We start from the raw sequence: 18,174 nt of genomic DNA, 5'->3' as shown, positions 1-18,174 counted from the left end.
ATATGAGCGACGCAAAGAACCGAAATACCGGACCGATACGGCTGGGCATGGTCGGTGGAGGCCAGGGCGCGTTTATCGGTGCGGTGCACCGGATCGCTGCCCGCATAGACGGGCATTACGAACTGGTGGCGGGCGCGCTTTCATCTGATCCGCAAAGGGCACTCGCGTCCGGTCTTGAACTGGGTCTCAACCCGGACCGTTGCTACCGCTCGTTCAAGGACATGGCAAAGATCGAGGCGGCACGCGATGACGGCATTGAGGGGGTTTCCATCGTAACGCCCAACCACATGCACTACCCCGCCGCAAAGGCGTTTCTCGAAGCCGGCATTCATGTGATCTGCGACAAGCCGGTGACTTCAACACTGGCCGACGCCAAAAAACTGGCAAAACTGGTGGACAAATCCGGCAAGCTCTTTGTGCTGACCCACAATTACACCGGCTATCCGATGATCCGGCAGGCCCGCGACATGGTTTCAAAGGGAAAGCTTGGAACCATCCGGCTGGTACAGGCCGAATATCCCCAGGACTGGCTCACGGAGGCCGAAGAAGGCAGCGGCAACAAACAGGCAAAATGGCGTACCGATCCGGCGCAGTCGGGTGCCGGAGGCTGCGTCGGCGATATAGGGACGCATGCCTGGAACCTTGCGAGTTTCGTCAGCGGTCTTGAAACGGAAAGCGTCGCCGCCGATCTCGACACCTTTGTCAAAGGCCGGCGGCTGGACGACAATGTCCATGTCCTTTTGCGGTTCAAACCGGAGGGCCGCGAAAAGCCCGCCAAGGGCATGGTCTGGACCAGCCAGGTCGCACCCGGCAACGAAAACGGCCTGAAGCTGCGTATCTACGGAAGCAAAGGCGGCCTGGAATGGGAACAGGAGCATCCCAACCAGCTATGGTTCACCCCGTTCGGCAAACCAAAGCAGCTTCTGACACGCGGCGGCGCCGGCGCCATCGGTGCGGCGACAAGGGTCACCCGGATTCCGGCCGGCCATCCGGAAGGCTATCTCGAAGGCTTTGCCAATATCTACAGCGAGGCGGCGGCGGCGATCCGGGCCGGACGAACAGGTGGCAAGGCAGCGAAGGACGTTTCATTCCCCACCATCGAGGACGGTCTTGCCGGCATGCGTTTCATTGATGCCTGCGTGAAATCATCGGCCAAGAATGCCGCCTGGATAAAAGTGTAGGTCCGGCTTCGCCCCCTACCGGTCGATCCTCAACCGGCACAAAACCGTGTTATCGGTCTCAAGATCACCGCTCCAGATAAATTTTGCGCTGCGGTCCCAGCGAATTTTGTCATAACCGCCCTTTGGCCTGATGGCACGCGCCGAGTAGACGGTCGCGCGCGGCCAGTCAGAATCATCAAAGCCTTGTTCTTTCCATCCGGCAGGTTCCGCGACAGACAGGAACTGGCAGACACCCTTCCCCGGTTCCGGGTCTCGTTCCCGCGCGCAGCTTTTATCCAACGGTGCCTGGTGCACGACGAGACAGCGCATAGCTGAACTGGTGGCACCGACAACCTTGCCGCTCGCCAAATCGGTAAACTGAGCGATAAGGCCGCCATCGCCCATCTGCTGACGGCGTGTGCCTATATATTCAAGCCCGGTATCGTTCTGTTTGAAGTCCTTCAGGACGAAATTCAGCTGAAGCGGATAGCCGCCGGAAAAGGTGAACGTTTCCGCGTTAAATGAGCGTTCGGTGGTTATCGGGACAGAATCCTGTTTGAGCAACTTTGTATCGAGATAGAGCGCAAACCAGTTGTCCGCCCACACATCGGCTTTCAATTTGACCGTGTTTTGTGCCGAAACCGGCAACGCCGTGCCGGCCATCATATACAAGCCGGTCAACGCAAACGCGCAGACCCGGCGACAACGGGGGAATTCATCCAGCATCAATCAACCCTTTACAATGAACTGCGGCGCGGGATTAACCGTGCCGCGATTTCCAGCGCCCCCGAAAACCGAATCAAATGCGATTCCGGTTCACGTCAGTAGAGATAGTCTGTCGTTGCCGAAAGCCTCATCAGCAATCTGGCAAGTGCACTCATCACACCTCCGTCGCTGGAAAACACGACAACACGCGCCGTCGCGCCGACCCTGAGTTGCTGCTCGGCGATGGAGCCGGATGGCTCTATACGCACTTGAAATCGCTGCGAGAAGGATATCCACCGGGCGGGATTGTCGATTTGCGGAAGGTTGCCGGTGGCAAAGCCCTGCCCCCGTTCCACGCCCCAGCCAATACTCTCAACGTGACCGGCAAAGACCTGCCCCGGAAACATGTAGAGGCCAAATTCCACGGTCTGGCCTTCCCGGATGACGGACAGTGCATTTTCCTCATAATTTGCAACGATCCACCATCGGCTTGCATCGACCAGCGTCATCACCGCATTACCCACGGCCGCATAGGCACCCGCATGCAGTTGCATGTTATCCACAATGCCGTCATCCGACGCCAGAACTCTGGTTTGCTCCAACCTTAAGCTGGCCTTTGCAAGCTCAGCCTTGATCTGCCTGATACCGGCATGCTGATCGTGACCCGCGCCATCCGGCTGGCCAAGCTCCAGTTGCATCTGATCCAAAGCCGCCTCAAGCCGGTCGACCTCGAACTGAAAGGCGCGCGGATCAATCCGGAACAGCGGATCGCCCGTTTTTACCTCGTCGCCGTTTTCGACGAAGACTTCGATGACTTCACCCGACACCAGTGGTGCGACCGGAATTACAAAGGCCTGAACGTAGGCGTCCCTGGTCATCGGCGTAGTGCGATCCGACGCGATGTAGTATGCCACCAGCACCACTATCACACAGACGGCAAGGGTCACCCAAAACCGAATAGTTGTCATTGCCCGCCGCGTCGCCGCCATTACGTCGCTCCCTCATAGGTCTTTGCCAGAAGTGCAGTTTGTGGAGATCCGTGTCTATCCGATCCTTCGACCGAAGTTACCACCAGCGCCAGTTGGTGACGCATTTCCCGAATGAAATTAACACCGAAATACCAGGCGCGGCGCATATCCCCCTCCTCTGTCGGCTGCAACTCGGAGGCCGTGATAGCCGCGTCTAGCTCGGCCAGTCGTGCGTGAACCACACCATCCGAAGCTGTGGCGCCCTCGGCAATCGTATCTGCCAGGGCTTCGGCAAGATTGCGTACCTGCTCCATGGCGTTTGCAGTCGGTGCAATCATCGCGCGCCTGATGTCAATGTCATCGACACGCGACAATATCTGATGCAACGTCCACAACTGATGAAACATATTGCCGGTTGCGTGGGTTATGCCGTGGAAATTATAATTTGCGCCGGCTTTCCCGGGCATCATGTAGCTGTAATCATAAAGCAGCGCGAAGTCCTTCTCCACGTCCATTTTCAAACGCAGCAAATGGGAGTTGAGCAGAGCGGCTTCCGGATCATCGGCACCACTTATGCGCGACAGCGCGGGTGGCAATTCCCGCAAATAGTCGGCAAAGCTTTTGCGCAGCAGATTCGCCGGGTGTTCCGGCCAGAAATTCTGACCCACCATGAGTGCCACCGCGAATCCCAGAATTGCTCCAAGAACCCTTTCTTCTGCGGTAACAACCGTTGCGACGGGAAAGGCCGCCATGCCGAGTATGACAGCAATTCCGACACAAATCTGAAAGCCGGAATAGGAAACACGGTCGTGGCCGGCTCCGATATAGGATCCGATCAGAAATCCCAGCGCAAGCCATGCCAGCAAAAGCGGCAAATGCGGGGCGAGCGATATCAACAGGAGACCCAAGAGACTGTAGGCAGACCCGGCAATTACACCCGGGAACCAGAGCCGGACACGAAGATGCGATTTTCCCAGATTCGGCTGCACCATGACGATCACCAGCCCAAGGACCAGATAAGCCCCGGCCGGCACCAGCGGCACCAGATGAAACATCAGTGCTACAGCAACACCGAGGGATAACTTGAGGGCAGCCTTTGCACTGTCTTCCACAATCCAGCCCTTGTTTTCGGGGGAAGATGCATCCGCGGGAATCCTCTCATCGGACAATTGGGGATTGGCAAGTGTCAGAATGTCGTGCTGCAGTTCGCGGGCCGCGGCCAAAAAAGCAGCCAGTTTGGCCGGTATCCTCCTGAATTCACCATCGGGTTCGTTGAGGTTTTGCGAACGCTCTTGCTGCTCCCTGTCGATCAGCGCCAGTGATGCATCCAGTCCGCTTGTGTCACCGGGCTCTTCCAGGCCATCGGCAAGACCGCGCAATATCGTGGCCATGGCAGCGCGGATTTCAATAAGGCTTTCGCTGCGCGGAAAATCCTCCAGCGTGCGCTCCAGATGGCGGACGTTGACGTAGGACAACATGAGATTACGCATTCGCAGGCGGATGGCGTGATGCTCCTGCCTGTCAGCAGTAAAACGCCATTTGAGGCGGTCGACCTGACCCAGCCACTTGCCGAAATTCATGAGGCTGACCGGGCTCGGGTAGTATGAAATTGGTTGCTCAGCCTCGATCCGCTCAGCGGTTTTGTTGAGTAAAACCGCACATTCATGTTCAATGCCTTCACACAGCGCAACAAGATCACCGGATTTCGGCGAGGGCCACAGACCCAGCATGACCACCCAGGTCACGGCAACACCGAGGCTGGTTTCAAGCATCCAGTGAAATGCCAGCCTCTCGCCCAGTTCCGCGCCGCCGATGGCAGCAAAGGCGGCACCTGCAACATTCAAAATTGCAAAGAGGGCACCAAAACCCCACGGCCAACGATTGCGGAAACCCTGCGCCGCCCAATAACCCAGGACACAGGTCACAACGAGCGTAACCAGCAAGAACAGGGGGCGCGCCGTCAGAAAGTAGTCGATGGTTATATATGAAATCACGGCGCCCAGTGCCGACCCAACGACAAGGGATAGGCCTGCAGCGGGCGATTCATCGTGCATCATGAACGAGATGACAAGGACCGGAAATATGACAAATACGCCGGTCTGCATGTCCAGCAGCACCGCCAGAGCAATACACAACATCATCACCAGCGTGATGCGTAGCGCGTTGATGACGCGAAGACGTTCAATCTGGTCGCTCAGTCTTACCATTCCGAAATTGAAATAACCGCTTCAATTGCCACTAAGGATTGGTAGCAAATATAAACAGAACGCGGAACCGGACAAAAATGCAGCCAACCCATCCTCAGATTGCACGCCCATCTTAAAGCTCTTTTAAGTTGGCTCGGACATAGTGCGCCTCGGTAGCCTGTGCCCTGGCCGCAAAATATTCTTTGCTGTTGATCGGCACATGCCTGCATGACGCATCCATGCCAGCCCTTTTTGGGCATGTTCTTGTGCCCGTTCCCTAAGGAGCGGTCCCGTAAAAGAGTATGTCAGGGTAATCGGATGCAAATTTCGCGCAAATTGCCTATGGCCGCGGTCTTCATGACGCTGTTTGCTGTCGCTGCAACGAGCATGGGCGGTCTTTATGTTGCCGGACAGGCAAACATTTCAGAGGTTGAGGACAAACTTGTCGCTCTGGCCACCGGCAAGAAGAATGAACTTTATCAGTATTTTGAAAGCATCAATAAAGACATCGAATTCGTTTCCGAAAGCAAGACGACGTCTGACGCGCTAGAGTTCATTGCATTCGAATACGAACTGTATGAAGGCAAGGCAAAAGAGGTTCTTCAGCAGCGTTATATCACCGACAATCCGAATGCTGACGGCCAGCGCCATCTGCTGATCAACCCGGATGTAGACGTGTATGACAATGTCCATGCCCATTATCACGCCTATTTCTCGCGTCTCGTCGAAGATTACGGATATGACGATGCATTCCTGATCGATCCCAAGGGCAATGTCATCTACTCCGTTTCCAAGGGGCTCGATTTCGCATCGAATCTGATTGACGGCGAGTGGCAAAGTTCAGGCCTGGCGAAAGCCTACGCTGCGGCGATGGAAGCGCCTGCAGACGGTAAATCAACCTTCATTGACATGGAACGCTACGGCCCGTCCGACAATGCGCCCGCCGCGTTCATCGCGCGCCCTGTCTACAAGGCTGACACCAAACTCGGCGCCGTGGTGCTGCGTATACCATCTTCGAAGGTCACCCGGATTCTGGCCGGTCGCGAGGGTCTTGGCGAAACCGGTGAAACCCTGCTTCTCAACAGCAGCGGCTTCATGCTGTCCGACTCCAAATTCACTGAAAGCAACGACACACTTGCGCACCAGATCACCACGCCGCTCCTCGAAAAAGCGGCCGCCGGTGAAACCACAGTGGGAATGCTCGATGGCTACCGGGGCATGGATGCGCGTGCGGCGATTGCACCATTCGAACTGGATGGTGCGCGCTGGTACGTGGTTGCACTGATTGACGAGAAGGAAGCGTTCGCAGGACTTTCCCGCATGCGCATGGTCATGCTGCTGTTTGCATTGGCCGTGTCGCTGCTGTGCCTGTTCATGTCGATCAAGTTCTCGCGCACAATCGCTACGCCAATCAACGAACTGGTCGGCAAGATGCGGGCGCTGGCGGAGGGCGATACAAAAATCGAACTGGATGAAAACCGCTCCGACGAAATCGGAGAAATGGCAAAATCCGTGGCGGTATTTCGCGACGCGGCCCTGGAAAAGGACCGGCTGGAGGTGGAAGCCGAATCCAGCAGACTTCTGTCAGATAAGGAACGTGCGGAACGCGAAAGCACCAAACAGCAGGATGATCTGCAGACCCGCGAAGCTGTCGAAGCGCTTGCCGAGGGACTTGAACGTCTTGCCCACGGCGATGTGTCCGCCACGATCGACACGCCGTTTAAACCGGATCTTGAGAGCCTGCGCCAGAACTACAACGAAACGGCCCTCAAACTTCGTTCAACGCTTGCCGCGGTGCAGGAAAGCACGTCTTCATTGCGGAGCAATGCCAATGAGGTCCATGTCGCCGCGGACGATCTGGCGCGCCGCACGGAGCAGCAAGCCGCTTCACTGGAGGAGACGTCCGCGGCACTTGAAGAAATAACCGTGACAGTCAACACGGCTTCGGAACGGGCCGAAGAAGCCAGCCGAATGGTCGCCGAAACCAAGGACAGCGCTGAACAGTCAGGCCAAGTGGTTGCCAACGCCATGAGCGCAATGCAGCGCATTGAGACGGCGTCGAACGAAATTTCGAACATTATCAACGTGATCGACGAGATTGCTTTCCAGACCAACCTTCTGGCTCTCAATGCCGGCGTAGAGGCGGCAAGAGCCGGAGAAGCGGGCCGAGGTTTCGCCGTCGTCGCGCAGGAGGTGCGGGAATTGGCGCAGCGTTCCGCCACGGCCGCCAAGGACATCAAGGAACTGATCACCAAATCGGGCGGGGAAGTGAAAACCGGTGTTGAACTGGTCAACGCCACCGGTTCCGCGCTCTCGAAGATCGGAGAGGACGTCAACAGGATCAACGATCATGTCGATGCCATTGCCACCGGTGCGCGCGAACAGGCTGTCGGCATTCAGGGCATCAACTCGGCAATCGGCCAGATGGACAGGACCACACAGCAGAACGCGGCGATGGTCGAGGAAAACAATGCCGTCAGTCAGATGCTTGCAACAGACAGCAGCAAGCTCGGCAGTATCGTTGAGCAGTTCAAGCTTGACGATAGCGATGTGCAAATGGTGCGCAACGCCGACGACCGGCCGGTTTCTCCGCCTGCTCCGAAGCAAAAGCCCGCCCGCGCCGCCTTTATCGGCAACACTGCCCTTGCAGAAAGCGAGGACTGGACGGAATTTTGAGTCAACGCACCATTAATTTAACGTAACCAAGTAACGACGCCGGTGAATATTGCCGGCGCCGTTCATGTTTCCGTAACTTAAAGAACAGTTTTAGACTGCGAGCGCCGCTTTGCAGTTACTATTTTCAGTTGATTAAGATTCATTTTTTATAGTTCAGGCCTGAGTGGCTGTTGAGACGACAGCATGGTGGGGGTTTGATGCGAAGATATATGGTGAACTCAGGCGATGGGAATTTGATCTCATCCAGGTTGACGCCTGGGTTCCGCCAATCCGCTATTCGCGTCATGTGAGTTCGGTAATGTGCAGATGAACGGCATATTCAGCGGCCTGAGAAAAGACCCGGAAAAAAGGATCCGTGTTGCGTATCGCCTGGCGCTGTTTGCCATGGTTGCGCTGCTTGGCACATCCTATTTTGCTCTGAATTCGGCAATGGACCGCGGCAGGCTTTATGCCGTTAAATTCAAGGACATCAACAACGAACGAATGTTGTCGCAGAGGATTGTGCTGTTGAGCCAGCATGCGCTGCACATGGAAGACCTGCCACATCGCAACAAGGTGCTGAAACTGGTCGACAACACACTGATTGAGCTGGAACGGATACACACGCAACTGACCCGGCAGATCAATGATCAGCGCGAAAAAAACAAGGCATCGCGACGCGTCCATGCGGTATTTTTTTCTTGGCCGGCTCATCTGGACTACCAAATTCGCTCGCTGATAACCAATGCGCGGCAATTCACAAAATTTGCGGCGGAATCTCCTGACATTGCAGCCATTTATCTCGGGCCCATGGAAGAAATTGCGGCGTCGAAAGTGCTGCCGGCCATGGACGAAGTAACAGATATTTACCGGCAGCAAACCCGGAACTCGATTTCGCTTTTCGAGCACATACATCTGGCGATCCTGATTTTGTCACTTATTCTGCTCGGCGTTATCGGCCAATTGTTGTTCCGACCGCTGGCAAAGCAGATCGGGCAGCGAACTCGTGATCTCGTGGCTGCGCGGGACGAAATGCAATATGCGGCAACCCATGACGGCCTGACCGGACTTGCCAACCGGGATTACGCCATTGATGCCTTGCAGGAGGAAGTCCGGCGTCAAAGGGACAATTCAGACGTCAGTATGGCCATACTTCTTCTGGACCTGGATGATTTCAAGAACGTCAACGACAATTTCGGGCACCTGAGTGGTGACAAACTTCTGCGCTCAGTCGCCGACCGTCTGAAATCGGTGCTCGGAGGCGACGGGGTGGCCTGCCGCATGGGCGGAGATGAGTTTCTGGTCATCATCAAAAAAGAAGCAGCCCTTGGTACCCTTTCAACCGTTGCCAGCAAAATTCTGGAACGGCTCAACAGTCCGGTGCTTTTGGCCGGCGTGTCGACGCAGGTCAGAACCAGCATTGGAATAGCCAGATTTCCGACAGACGGCGACGATGCCGAAGATCTGCTTGCCGCTGCTGACCTGTCGCTCTACGCCGCAAAAAAATCCGGCAAGGGCACATTCCGTTTTTTCAACGAAGACCTTCAAAAGCAGCTCAATGATGCCAAGGTATTTGAGCGGGATATTGACCGTGCCATCACAGAGGGGCAATTCAAACCGGTTTTCCAACCTCAGATCAGCACGGAAACGGGAGCGATTACCGGAGTTGAGGTGCTCACACGCTGGCATCACCCGGAACGCGGCGTGCTACTGCCGGCCGAATTCCTGGGCGCGGCCGCGAATTTAGGCCGCATGCCCGACATCACGCGTCTGGTGCTTGATCAGGCATTCGGGGCGGCTGCCGAGTGGCAATCGAACGGTATCGATTTCGGCCGCATTGGTGTCAACTTCTCTGCGCACGACCTTATGTGGAACGGTTTTTTCCGCAGTATCGCCCAGACCGCCGGACAACATGGTCTGTCGTGCGACCGCATAAGTGTCGAGGTTGTTGAATCCGTGGCGATCGACAGCGACAACGAGCAATCGGCACAAGCACTCTACGAACTGCGGCAGCTTGGTATCCAGATCGAAGTCGATGATTTCGGAACCGGCTTTGCCTCACTTTCGCACCTCAATCGCGATCTGTTCGACAGGGTCAAGATCGACCGGCAATTCGTATCCGGCATCGATGATTGCGAGCGCATCCGGATTATTGTCGATTCGATCATCCGGCTGGCGTCCGCTCTTAATATCAAGGTCATTGCGGAGGGGGTCGAAAGCCAGGAGGAAATCGACACGCTCATCCAGCTCGGCTGCAGTGAGTTTCAGGGCAACGCCATTGCGCCGCCCATGCCTGCAGATGTGGCCCGCGATTGGCTCGCTGCGTACAACCGGAACGGCCATACGGCAATCGATCTGGAAGCCGACGCCGGATAGTTCAACGTCCTGGAAAGCTATCGACTTGACTCTTGTGCCGGCAGCGATGAGCTTGCGCTGGTATTAGTCGCATAAAGAACGTTGATATGCAGCTTTCGGACGACCAGATCTCGGATCTCATCAAAGTCAGACACGCGCTTCATCAGACGCCTGAAATATCCGGCGAGGAGCAGGAAACCGCCGCCAAAATCAGCAGATATCTGAAGCGCTTCGAGCCGGATAATATTGTTGTCGGCCTGGGCGGACACGGCGTCGCGGCCATTTTTGACAGCGGCCGGCCTGGTTCTTCCGTGACCGTGCGCTGCGAACTCGACGGTCTGCCAATCCAGGAAACCGGCGACCTGCCACACCGGTCGAAGACCAGCGGCAAAGGTCATCAGTGCGGTCACGACGGCCACATGGCGATCATGCTCGGTGTTGCGGCGTTGCTCGACAAAGGACGTCCGGTTCGCGGCCGCGCTGTTCTTTTATTCCAGCCCGCTGAAGAAACCGGCAAGGGCGCCAAGGCCGTGACAGCCGACCCGCAGTTTGCAGCCATCCGGTCGGACCACTTCATATCGCTACACAATTTACCCGGATATAACGCGCATCGCATCCTGCTCAAGCCGGGGTCTGTCAATTGCGCATCACGCGGCATGCGCATCGGCCTGACCGGAAAGACGGCGCATGCCTCAATGCCGGAAACGGGCGTGTCTCCGGCATTGGCTATGGCTGAGATCATGGGCGCTCTAAACGCGGCCTCCACGCCCGAGCATATGGACGAAAACTTTGCTCTCGTCACCGTCGTGCATGCGAACCTTGGAGAAAAGGCGTTCGGTGTGTCGCCGGCCGACGCTGAGATCTGGGTGACCTTACGCACCGTAACCGATGAAAAAATGGAGGTGCTTGTTCACGCGGCCGAGGCCATAGCGCGTGATGCCGCCGACAAATACGGCCTAGCACTGGAGATCGGCTATGACGACATCTTCAATGGCTGTGAAAACGATCCGGCGCTCACGGAGCATTTTCGCGCCAGTGCCAACCAGTTCGGTTATTCGGTAGAAGACCTGGACGAGCCGCTGCGGTTCTCGGAGGATTTTGGTGAATATGGACAAACTGCCGCTTCCGCCATGTTCTTTCTCGGAGCGGGAAAAGACATGCCCGCACTGCACAATCCGGATTACGACTTTCCCGATGAGTTGATAGAAACCGGTGCGAACATGTTTTACGCAACTGTTTGCCGGCTGTTGAGACAGAACGACTAGGCTGATCCTCAGGGCGTCTGTCTGCTGCTTTGCGAGCGCATCTGTGGCCGTCTTGACAGTTCTTCGATCAGGAACTCGGCTGCAAGCGAGATGTGGGTGGCATCATTTCCAGGCGGTTGATGCACTGAAATCACAACGTCCGGCAGCGACGGAAGCCCGGCACTGCCATCAATGATGCGCAGATCGTCGGGGACCGTCGAAACCTCCATGACAGAAACGCCGGATCCATTCCGAACAGCACTTTCGATCAGAGCCAGACTTCGTGTCGAATAGGCAATGTGCCACGACCGGTCGATCTGGTTCAGCGCCTGAAGCGCAATTTCGCGGCAAACACAGCCCTGCTGATAAAGAACCAGCGACAGTGGTGCCTCCGGGTTATCGGCAAACCCGGATGAGGCCACCCAATGCAGAGGTTCGCGACGGACAACCCGCCCCGACACATCATCGATCGGATGCGTCGAGACGACCAGGTCGAGTTCTCCATTTTGCTGCATCTGCAGGAGATCGCACCCGTTGTCACATGTCACCTCAATGCGGATGAGCGGATATTGCGCCGAGAACTGCGCTAAAATCGGCGGCAACAGACAGGTTGCATAATCGTCCGGTGCGCCGATCCGAACCAGCCCCGCCGCCTCCGGTCGCTTGAGGTGGGCGAGCGCCTCATCATTCGTCTTGAGAATGCGGTTTGCGTATACCAGCAGCGCCTCACCAGTCCGCGTGATTTCCACCGACTGGCGGGTTCTTTCAAATACCGCATCTCCGACAATCTGCTCCAGGCGTCTGATCTGAAGGCTGACGGCCGATTGCGTACGACCCACAGCAGTTGCGGCCCTTGTGAAGTTGCTGTGGGTGGCGACCGCCACAAAGGAGCGAAGAAGATCGATTTCCAGATCGCGCTGCATGAGTTCTTAATTAGCAATACTCATCATGATAAGCAATTTAATTCGTTTCAATAATAATTCACGCGCGGCTAGCATGGGTGCATCTCATGGAGAAAGCCAATGCTGTACCTATTTGCACAATCCATATTCGAGGCCACCCGGATCACTCCTGCAGCGAGCTCCGCCACAAAACCGGATCAGGTGTTTTTTCATAAGGATCATGCACCGGTGCTGGATCGCCACGTGGTGTCACAAAACGGCGAAGAACCGCCCCGGCTCCATTCGGATCGTCGCCATAAGGGTGATCGCAACGCAATTGCGGGTTTAAACGCTAGTCCCCAACGGAACAGGCAAGCACACGGCTGATCTGCATGAGCGGCCTGCCTGACTGACGGCTCCACTCATTAAACGCTGCCTGAACACGTTCCATGTCCTTTTTTGAACTTGGCGCTTTGTCAACCACGCCTTCGCGTATGAGTGCGGCGCAGACATCGCGCGAAAGCACGAAACTGTCGACGCCCATAAACCGCAGGAAATACATCGCGCTGTTGCCGCCGAGGCGCGTTGCCCGCTTCTTCAGCATCGCCAGCAACCCGATAAAATCATCCGCCGGCCATTCGGCAAAAACCTTGGCTGCCGATCCGTTCTCGCGTGCAAGTTCACCGAGAAACTGCGCGTTGTCGCGAATGGCCGCGATCTTCTTGCCATGCCGGATAATCCGCGGATTGCCGAGATGCTCTCCGATCTCCTCATCGGTCATGAAACCCATGCGACCGATGTCGAACCCGTGGAAGACCTCCTCGATATCGGCCCACTTGTTTTCAACGACCTTCCAGTTGAATCCGGCCTGAAAAATGCATTTGCTCATCATGGAGAGCCAGCGGTCGTCCGGAATTGCCGCAAGCGTCGCCGTACTTGCGGGTGAAGAAAGGGTTTCTTCAAAAGCCTTGGCACCACCCTTGCGGCCGGCAGCTATTTCATAGATCGCATCAAAGTCCCGCATGAATTCCCCTTTTACGCTGTGCGACAAGCAACACACTCAACCGTTTGCGGCTTCAACAGTAATGGACACGCGGCGCGGATCGAAGGCAATATGTCCGGATATGACGCCCGCAAAATCAAATGGTTCCTGATAGGACCAGCCGATCTCCTCAGCCACTTTCCCACCGCTTTCATCAACCACGCTGAAGTAACTCGCATCGCCTTTGAGAGGACAATGCGTGGATTTATCAGTCTGCCGAATCGCCACCTGAATGTCTTCGCGGGGAATGTAATATTGCGGCTGGTACAGCCTGCGGCCAACCTCGAGCAGACGCAACGCCTTGTCGGTTTCGGCAATCTGCAGATCGCCAAGCATCACCCGCACCTTCTGGTCCATCTGATCGACCTGCATGAAGTGTTGAGGGTGGGATGGATTGTGTATTGCGCCCTCGATCATATTCATTCTCCCGATCTATCAGTTGCGCGTTAGCATGATGATATGGGGCGGGCGCGTCAATTTTCGAGAGCACGATATAAGACCGCTGGCCCGCAACACCGCCAAGTGTCACGAGCCAGCGTCGGCGCGAAAGACTATGTGCGCTGGTTTACAGGCTGGCGGACTGCGCCAATCCCTGTTCTTCAGCTTTTCTTGCAACAGCCGTTGCAACGGCAAGGTCCTGCAGTCCGACGCCTGTTCCGTCAAACAGCGTGATTTGATCCTGCGACACGCGGCCTGCCTGCGCACCATTGATGACATCGCCGATGGGCGTGATCGCACTTTCTGCAAGCAGTCCGCCCGCAACGGCGTGCTGTGCTTCGCCGATGCTGATCGATTGAGCCACTTCGTCCGTGAATACCGTTGCCGCGGCCACTAGGTTCGGATCGACCTCCATCTTGCCCATTGTATCGGTTCCCATGCAGGCAAGATGCGTTCCGGGCCTGATCCACTCCTTCATCAGCAGCGGTTCGTCGCACGAGGTTATCGTGATGATGACGTCGGATCGGGCTGCGAGTTCTTCCCGCTCGACACTCTCGAACGTCAGACCAAGCCCGGTCACGGTCTTTTCCAACGCGCCCAGCATTTCAGGATGCAGGTTCCAGGCAACGACATGTTCGAAATTGCCCTGCTTGACGGCGGCGCGAACCTGGAAATGCGACTGATGTCCGGCACCAATCATGCCAAGGACCTTTGAATCGGGACGCGCCAGGTGCTTGATCGAAACCGAACTGGAGGCGGCCGTGCGAATTGCCGTCAGGTAGTTGCCGCCGACGATGGCCGAGAGCTGTCCGGTATCGGGATTGAACAGGAAGACTGTGGACTGGTGATTGGGAATGCCCTTTTGCGCGTTGCCCGGCCAGTAGCCGCCGGATTTCAAGCCAAGCGAGAGGCCGGCCTTGTCGAAGCCGGACTTGAACCCGTAGAGCGCATCGGCATAGCCGATCGCTTCGCGGATCACCGGGAAATTATAGGCATCTCCACGCGCCATCGCCGCAAATACGGCTTCGACGGCGGTAAAACCATCTTCTTCTGACAGGATGGAGCTGACACACTCTTCCGAAACAATAATCATGACGACGTCCTAGCGCGTGGGTAAAAAAGGCGGCGATGAACGCCGCCAGAGTTGGTCAGGGCAATATTTATTCAATCAAAGGCACATGCCGCGGGCCGTTACGGGCCACAGGGCTTCCACTTTGCCGTTGCGCACGCCGACATACCAGTCATAGACGTTGCAGGTCGGGTCGCAGTGGCCGGGCACCAGCTTGAGTTTTTCATTGAGCTTCAGGACATTCTGCGGATCGGCAATGACGCCGTGCTCGTCCGAACATTTGATGTATTCCACATCGTCGCGTCCGAAGATCACCGGCAGTCCGCTGTCGACACTCTGGGCCTTCAGGCCGGCATCGCAGATCGCTTTTTCAGCCTTGGTCTTCGACATGATGGACGTATAGATGAAAAGGCTGTTTTCAAACTCGTGAATGAAGTCGCCCTGCTTGTCGAGGACCCGCTGATAGTCGGCATCCATGAAGATGTACGAGCCGCACTGCATCTCGTTATAGACGCCGCTGTCACCTTCGAAATAGTAGGTGCCGGTCCCTGCCCCGCCGACGATGTCGCACTCAAGACCCTCGGCCTTAAGCATCTCGACAGTGTCCGCGACCATTTTGACAGCCTTGTCAATCTGGCCCTTGCGCTCTTCGAAGTCGTGGACGTGCTGGGCTGCGCCCTGATAGGCCTGCAGGCCGGAAAACTTGAGACCCGGTGCTGCGTCGATGGCCTTTGCAAGCTCGACGACAGGCTCGCCCCACTGGACACCGCAGCGGCCTGCGCCGCAATCGATCTCAACAAGACATTCAATCGTCACGCCGTGGCGCGTGGCGGCTTCGGAAATATCGGCGACATTGCCGAGGTCATCGACACACACCAGCACCCGAGCCTTCTTGGCCATGGCAGCCATGCGGTCGAGTTTCTTCGGATCGACCACCTGGTTGGAGACAAGAACGTCCTTGACGCCGCCGGCGACCAGCGCTTCGGCTTCGGAGACCTTCTGACAGCACACACCGCAGGCGCCGCCGGCTTCGATCTGGTAAAGCGCGATGTCGGCTGACTTATGGGTTTTGGCATGGGCGCGGTGGCGAATGCCCTGCGATTCAACAAATTCGCGCATTTTCTTCACGTTACGCTCGAATGCGTCGAGATCGACGATCAAAGCGGGCGTACCCACATCCTTAAGGTCCATTCCGACCACAGCCGGTACATTCAGGCCGACAACCGGCGCACTGCTCATCGCATTCATTGTTATTCTCCCGCTGATTTTTCCAGTCCAAGGCCCTGCATCCAGGGCAGTTTCGTGAGATCGACGTTACCGCCGGTGAAAATGACGCCGACACGTTTGTCGGCAAAGATTTCCCTATTCTTCATGATCGCCGCCATGGCGACGGCACTTGAAGGCTCGATGACGATCTTCATGCGCTGCCAGACCAGATACATGGCCCTTGCGATTTCTTCTTCCGACACCAAAAGGACGTCAGCCACATAGGTGGAGACGAAATGCCAGGTGCGCGGGCGCATGGAGACCTTCAGCCCGTCCGCGATCGTCTGCGGCGCATCGTCCTCGACAATCTTGCCTTCACGCACCGAACGGTAAACATCGTCGGCGTTTTCAGGCTCGGCCGCATAGATCTTGGTATGCGGCGAGACATTCGACATGGTCAGGCAGGTGCCGGAAATCATGCCGCCGCCGCCGATGGGTGCTACCACCGCATCGAGCGGGCCGACCTCCTCGTTCAGCTCCAGGGAACAGGTTCCCTGGCCGGCGATGACGCGGTGATCGTTATAAGGATGGACGAAATCCGCGCCTGTCTCGTCAACAAATTCCTGCAGCATTGCTTCGCGCGCCGCCGTCGACGGCTCGCATTCAAGAACGGTTCCGCCATAGCCGCGGACTGCATCCTTCTTGGCATCGGGCGCCGTGCGAGGCATGACGACGGTCGCCTTTATGCCTCGCTGGCCGGCCGCATAGGAAAGCGAAAGGGCGTGGTTGCCGGACGAATGGCTGGCAACGCCGTATTTCGCCTTGTCGGCGCTCAGGCCAAAAACGGCGTTCGATGCGCCACGCACCTTGAAGGCACCGGCCTTCTGGAAGTTCTCGCATTTAAAGAACAGTTCGGCACCCGTCAGCTTGTTAAAGAACGTGCTGGTCAGAACCGGCGTGCGGTGAACCCAGGGTTTGATGCGCTCATGCGCAACCTGCACATCGTCAAAGGTCGGGATATACATGGTATTCCCTCCTTATGCCGCGCGGGTGGCGTCGACACTGCCGACATGACGTGTGTTGCGGTAATATTCCTGCGCCGCGGCAACGCCCGAGCCCAGCTTGATCGGATAATCGAGATCCGCCATGACCATTTCGGCGGCGGCAATGCCGCTCAGCGCCATAACGTCGGTCATCGAGCCGAGATGGCCGATGCGGAAAACCTTGCCGGCGACTTCGCCCAGGCCGACACCGAAGGCAACGCCGTATTTGTCGGCGGCGTGGCTGACGACGGCATTGCTGTCGAAACCATGCGGAACGCAAATGGCCGTGACCGTTTCGGAATAAAGCCGCGGATTGTTGGCGCATATTTTCAAGCCCCAGGCACCGACTGCGGTCCGGATACCCTCGGCAATGCGATGATGACGGGCAAAGACGTTGGGCAGCCCCTCTTCCTGCAGCATTTCGAGCGAAACCTTCAGGGCGCTCAAAATGTTGAGCGGCGGCGTATAGGGATAGCCTCCATTGGCGTTTGAGCCCAGCATATCGCGGAAGTCGAAATAACAGCGCGGACACCTCGCGGTTTCCATGGCCTTGAGCGCCTTCTGGCTGACGCCGACGATGGCTGCGCCGGTCGGCAGCATGAAGCCTTTTTGCGATCCGGTGACCGCAAGGTCGACACCCCATTCATCCATACGGAAATCCATGGAGGCAATGGAACTGACGCCGTCGACAAAGAGCAGCGCCGGATGCTTTGCGGCGTCGAGTGCCTTGCGGATAGCTCCGATGTCGCTGCGCACGCCGGTTGCCGTTTCATTGTGCGTGGCAAGAACCGCCTTGATCTCGTGGCCCTTGTCGGCCGTCAGGACCTCTTCGAACCGGTCCGCCGGTGCACCGTTGCCCCATTCTTCCTCGATAACCTCGACATCGAGGCCATGGCGCTGGCAAAGATCGATCCAGCGGTGCGAAAACATGCCGTAGCGGGCCGACAGGATCTTGTCTCCCGGCGACAGCGTATTTGTTATGGAAGCTTCCCAGCCACCGGTGCCGCTGCCCGGAAACATGACGACTTCGCCTGTCCGGGTTTTCAGGACATCTTTCACACCGTCCGCCAACGGCTTCAGCATTGCGGCAAATTTTTCCGAACGGTGATCCATCGACGGGACATCAAATGCCCGGCGCAGCTTTTCGGGTATGTTTGTCGGCCCGGGAATAAACAGCGGGTTCTGGTCGCTCATGATCCATCCTCAACTCATCTTGCCGACA

The 18,174-nt window shown here is 56.8% G+C and carries 14 protein-coding genes; 4 read left to right on the top strand and 10 right to left on the bottom strand.

What is annotated here, in order from left to right:
* Window positions 1–2 precede the first annotated feature (2 nt).
* Window positions 3–1,181, top strand: coding sequence for a Gfo/Idh/MocA family protein (locus ABVT35_RS08240; protein WP_368465807.1), 1,179 nt, complete (start codon window positions 3–5; stop codon window positions 1,179–1,181).
* Window positions 1,182–1,196: 15 nt separating this feature from the next.
* Here ABVT35_RS08240 and ABVT35_RS08235 read toward each other — a convergent pair whose 3' ends face one another.
* From ABVT35_RS08235 to ABVT35_RS08225, 3 genes are all read right to left on the bottom strand, one after another.
* The gene (locus tag ABVT35_RS08235; protein ID WP_368465806.1) at window positions 1,197–1,841 is read right to left on the bottom strand and encodes a PEBP family protein; all 645 of its coding nucleotides are present in this window, start codon (window positions 1,839–1,841) and stop codon (window positions 1,197–1,199) included.
* Between the two features lie 140 nt (window positions 1,842–1,981).
* Entirely contained in the window at window positions 1,982–2,854 is an 873-nt protein-coding gene (locus tag ABVT35_RS08230; RefSeq protein WP_368465805.1) for an HlyD family secretion protein, read from the bottom strand.
* Entirely contained in the window at window positions 2,854–5,040 is a 2,187-nt protein-coding gene (locus ABVT35_RS08225) for an FUSC family protein (RefSeq protein ID WP_368465804.1), read from the bottom strand. The genes ABVT35_RS08230 and ABVT35_RS08225 overlap by 1 nt, the downstream gene beginning before the upstream one ends.
* A gap of 297 nt (window positions 5,041–5,337) precedes the next feature.
* Here ABVT35_RS08225 and ABVT35_RS08220 point away from each other — a divergent pair, with 297 nt between their 5' ends.
* The 3 genes from ABVT35_RS08220 (at window position 5,338) to ABVT35_RS08210 (ending at window position 11,294) form a co-directional block, all read left to right on the top strand.
* A complete protein-coding gene (locus tag ABVT35_RS08220) occupies window positions 5,338–7,695 on the top strand; it encodes a methyl-accepting chemotaxis protein (protein ID WP_368465803.1) in 2,358 nt (785 codons plus the stop codon).
* Between the two features lie 306 nt (window positions 7,696–8,001).
* Window positions 8,002–10,050 carry a putative bifunctional diguanylate cyclase/phosphodiesterase gene (locus ABVT35_RS08215; RefSeq protein WP_368465801.1) on the top strand — a complete coding sequence of 683 codons (2,049 nt, stop codon included), beginning with the start codon at window positions 8,002–8,004 and terminating at the stop codon, window positions 10,048–10,050.
* An 86-nt stretch (window positions 10,051–10,136) separates the two neighbouring features.
* Window positions 10,137–11,294, top strand: a complete 1,158-nt coding sequence (locus tag ABVT35_RS08210; protein ID WP_368465800.1) for an amidohydrolase — start codon at window positions 10,137–10,139, stop codon at window positions 11,292–11,294.
* An 8-nt stretch (window positions 11,295–11,302) separates the two neighbouring features.
* On the opposite strand, the gene ABVT35_RS08205 is transcribed toward ABVT35_RS08210, so the two are convergent.
* The 7 genes from ABVT35_RS08205 to bhcA form a co-directional block, all read right to left on the bottom strand.
* Window positions 11,303–12,196: a LysR substrate-binding domain-containing protein gene (locus ABVT35_RS08205; RefSeq protein ID WP_368465799.1), complete on the bottom strand. Its 894-nt coding sequence runs from the start codon at window positions 12,194–12,196 to the stop codon at window positions 11,303–11,305.
* A 310-nt stretch (window positions 12,197–12,506) separates the two neighbouring features.
* Entirely contained in the window at window positions 12,507–13,178 is a 672-nt protein-coding gene (locus ABVT35_RS08200) for a DNA-3-methyladenine glycosylase I (protein WP_368465798.1), read from the bottom strand.
* Between the two features lie 36 nt (window positions 13,179–13,214).
* The gene (locus ABVT35_RS08195) at window positions 13,215–13,553 is read right to left on the bottom strand and encodes a DUF427 domain-containing protein (protein WP_368465797.1); all 339 of its coding nucleotides are present in this window, start codon (window positions 13,551–13,553) and stop codon (window positions 13,215–13,217) included.
* 208 nt (window positions 13,554–13,761) lie between these two features.
* Window positions 13,762–14,727 carry an iminosuccinate reductase BhcD gene (gene bhcD, locus ABVT35_RS08190; RefSeq protein WP_368465796.1) on the bottom strand — a complete coding sequence of 322 codons (966 nt, stop codon included), beginning with the start codon at window positions 14,725–14,727 and terminating at the stop codon, window positions 13,762–13,764.
* A 75-nt stretch (window positions 14,728–14,802) separates the two neighbouring features.
* Window positions 14,803–15,951 carry a DSD1 family PLP-dependent enzyme gene (locus ABVT35_RS08185; protein ID WP_368465795.1) on the bottom strand — a complete coding sequence of 383 codons (1,149 nt, stop codon included), beginning with the start codon at window positions 15,949–15,951 and terminating at the stop codon, window positions 14,803–14,805.
* 2 nt (window positions 15,952–15,953) lie between these two features.
* Window positions 15,954–16,934 (bottom strand): beta-hydroxyaspartate dehydratase BhcB, encoded by a 981-nt coding sequence (gene bhcB, locus ABVT35_RS08180; protein WP_368465794.1) that lies wholly within the window; start codon window positions 16,932–16,934, stop codon window positions 15,954–15,956.
* Between the two features lie 12 nt (window positions 16,935–16,946).
* Window positions 16,947–18,146, bottom strand: coding sequence for an L-aspartate--glyoxylate aminotransferase BhcA (gene bhcA / locus ABVT35_RS08175; protein WP_368465793.1), 1,200 nt, complete (start codon window positions 18,144–18,146; stop codon window positions 16,947–16,949).
* Window positions 18,147–18,174: the final 28 nt, after the last annotated feature.

Origin of the sequence: Hoeflea sp. TYP-13 (assembly GCF_040932035.1) — a bacterium.
Classification (GTDB): Bacteria; Pseudomonadota; Alphaproteobacteria; order Rhizobiales; family Rhizobiaceae; genus Hoeflea_A.
Note: the sequence above shows the minus strand (reverse complement) of the source record. Positions and strands in the feature narration are given on the sequence as shown.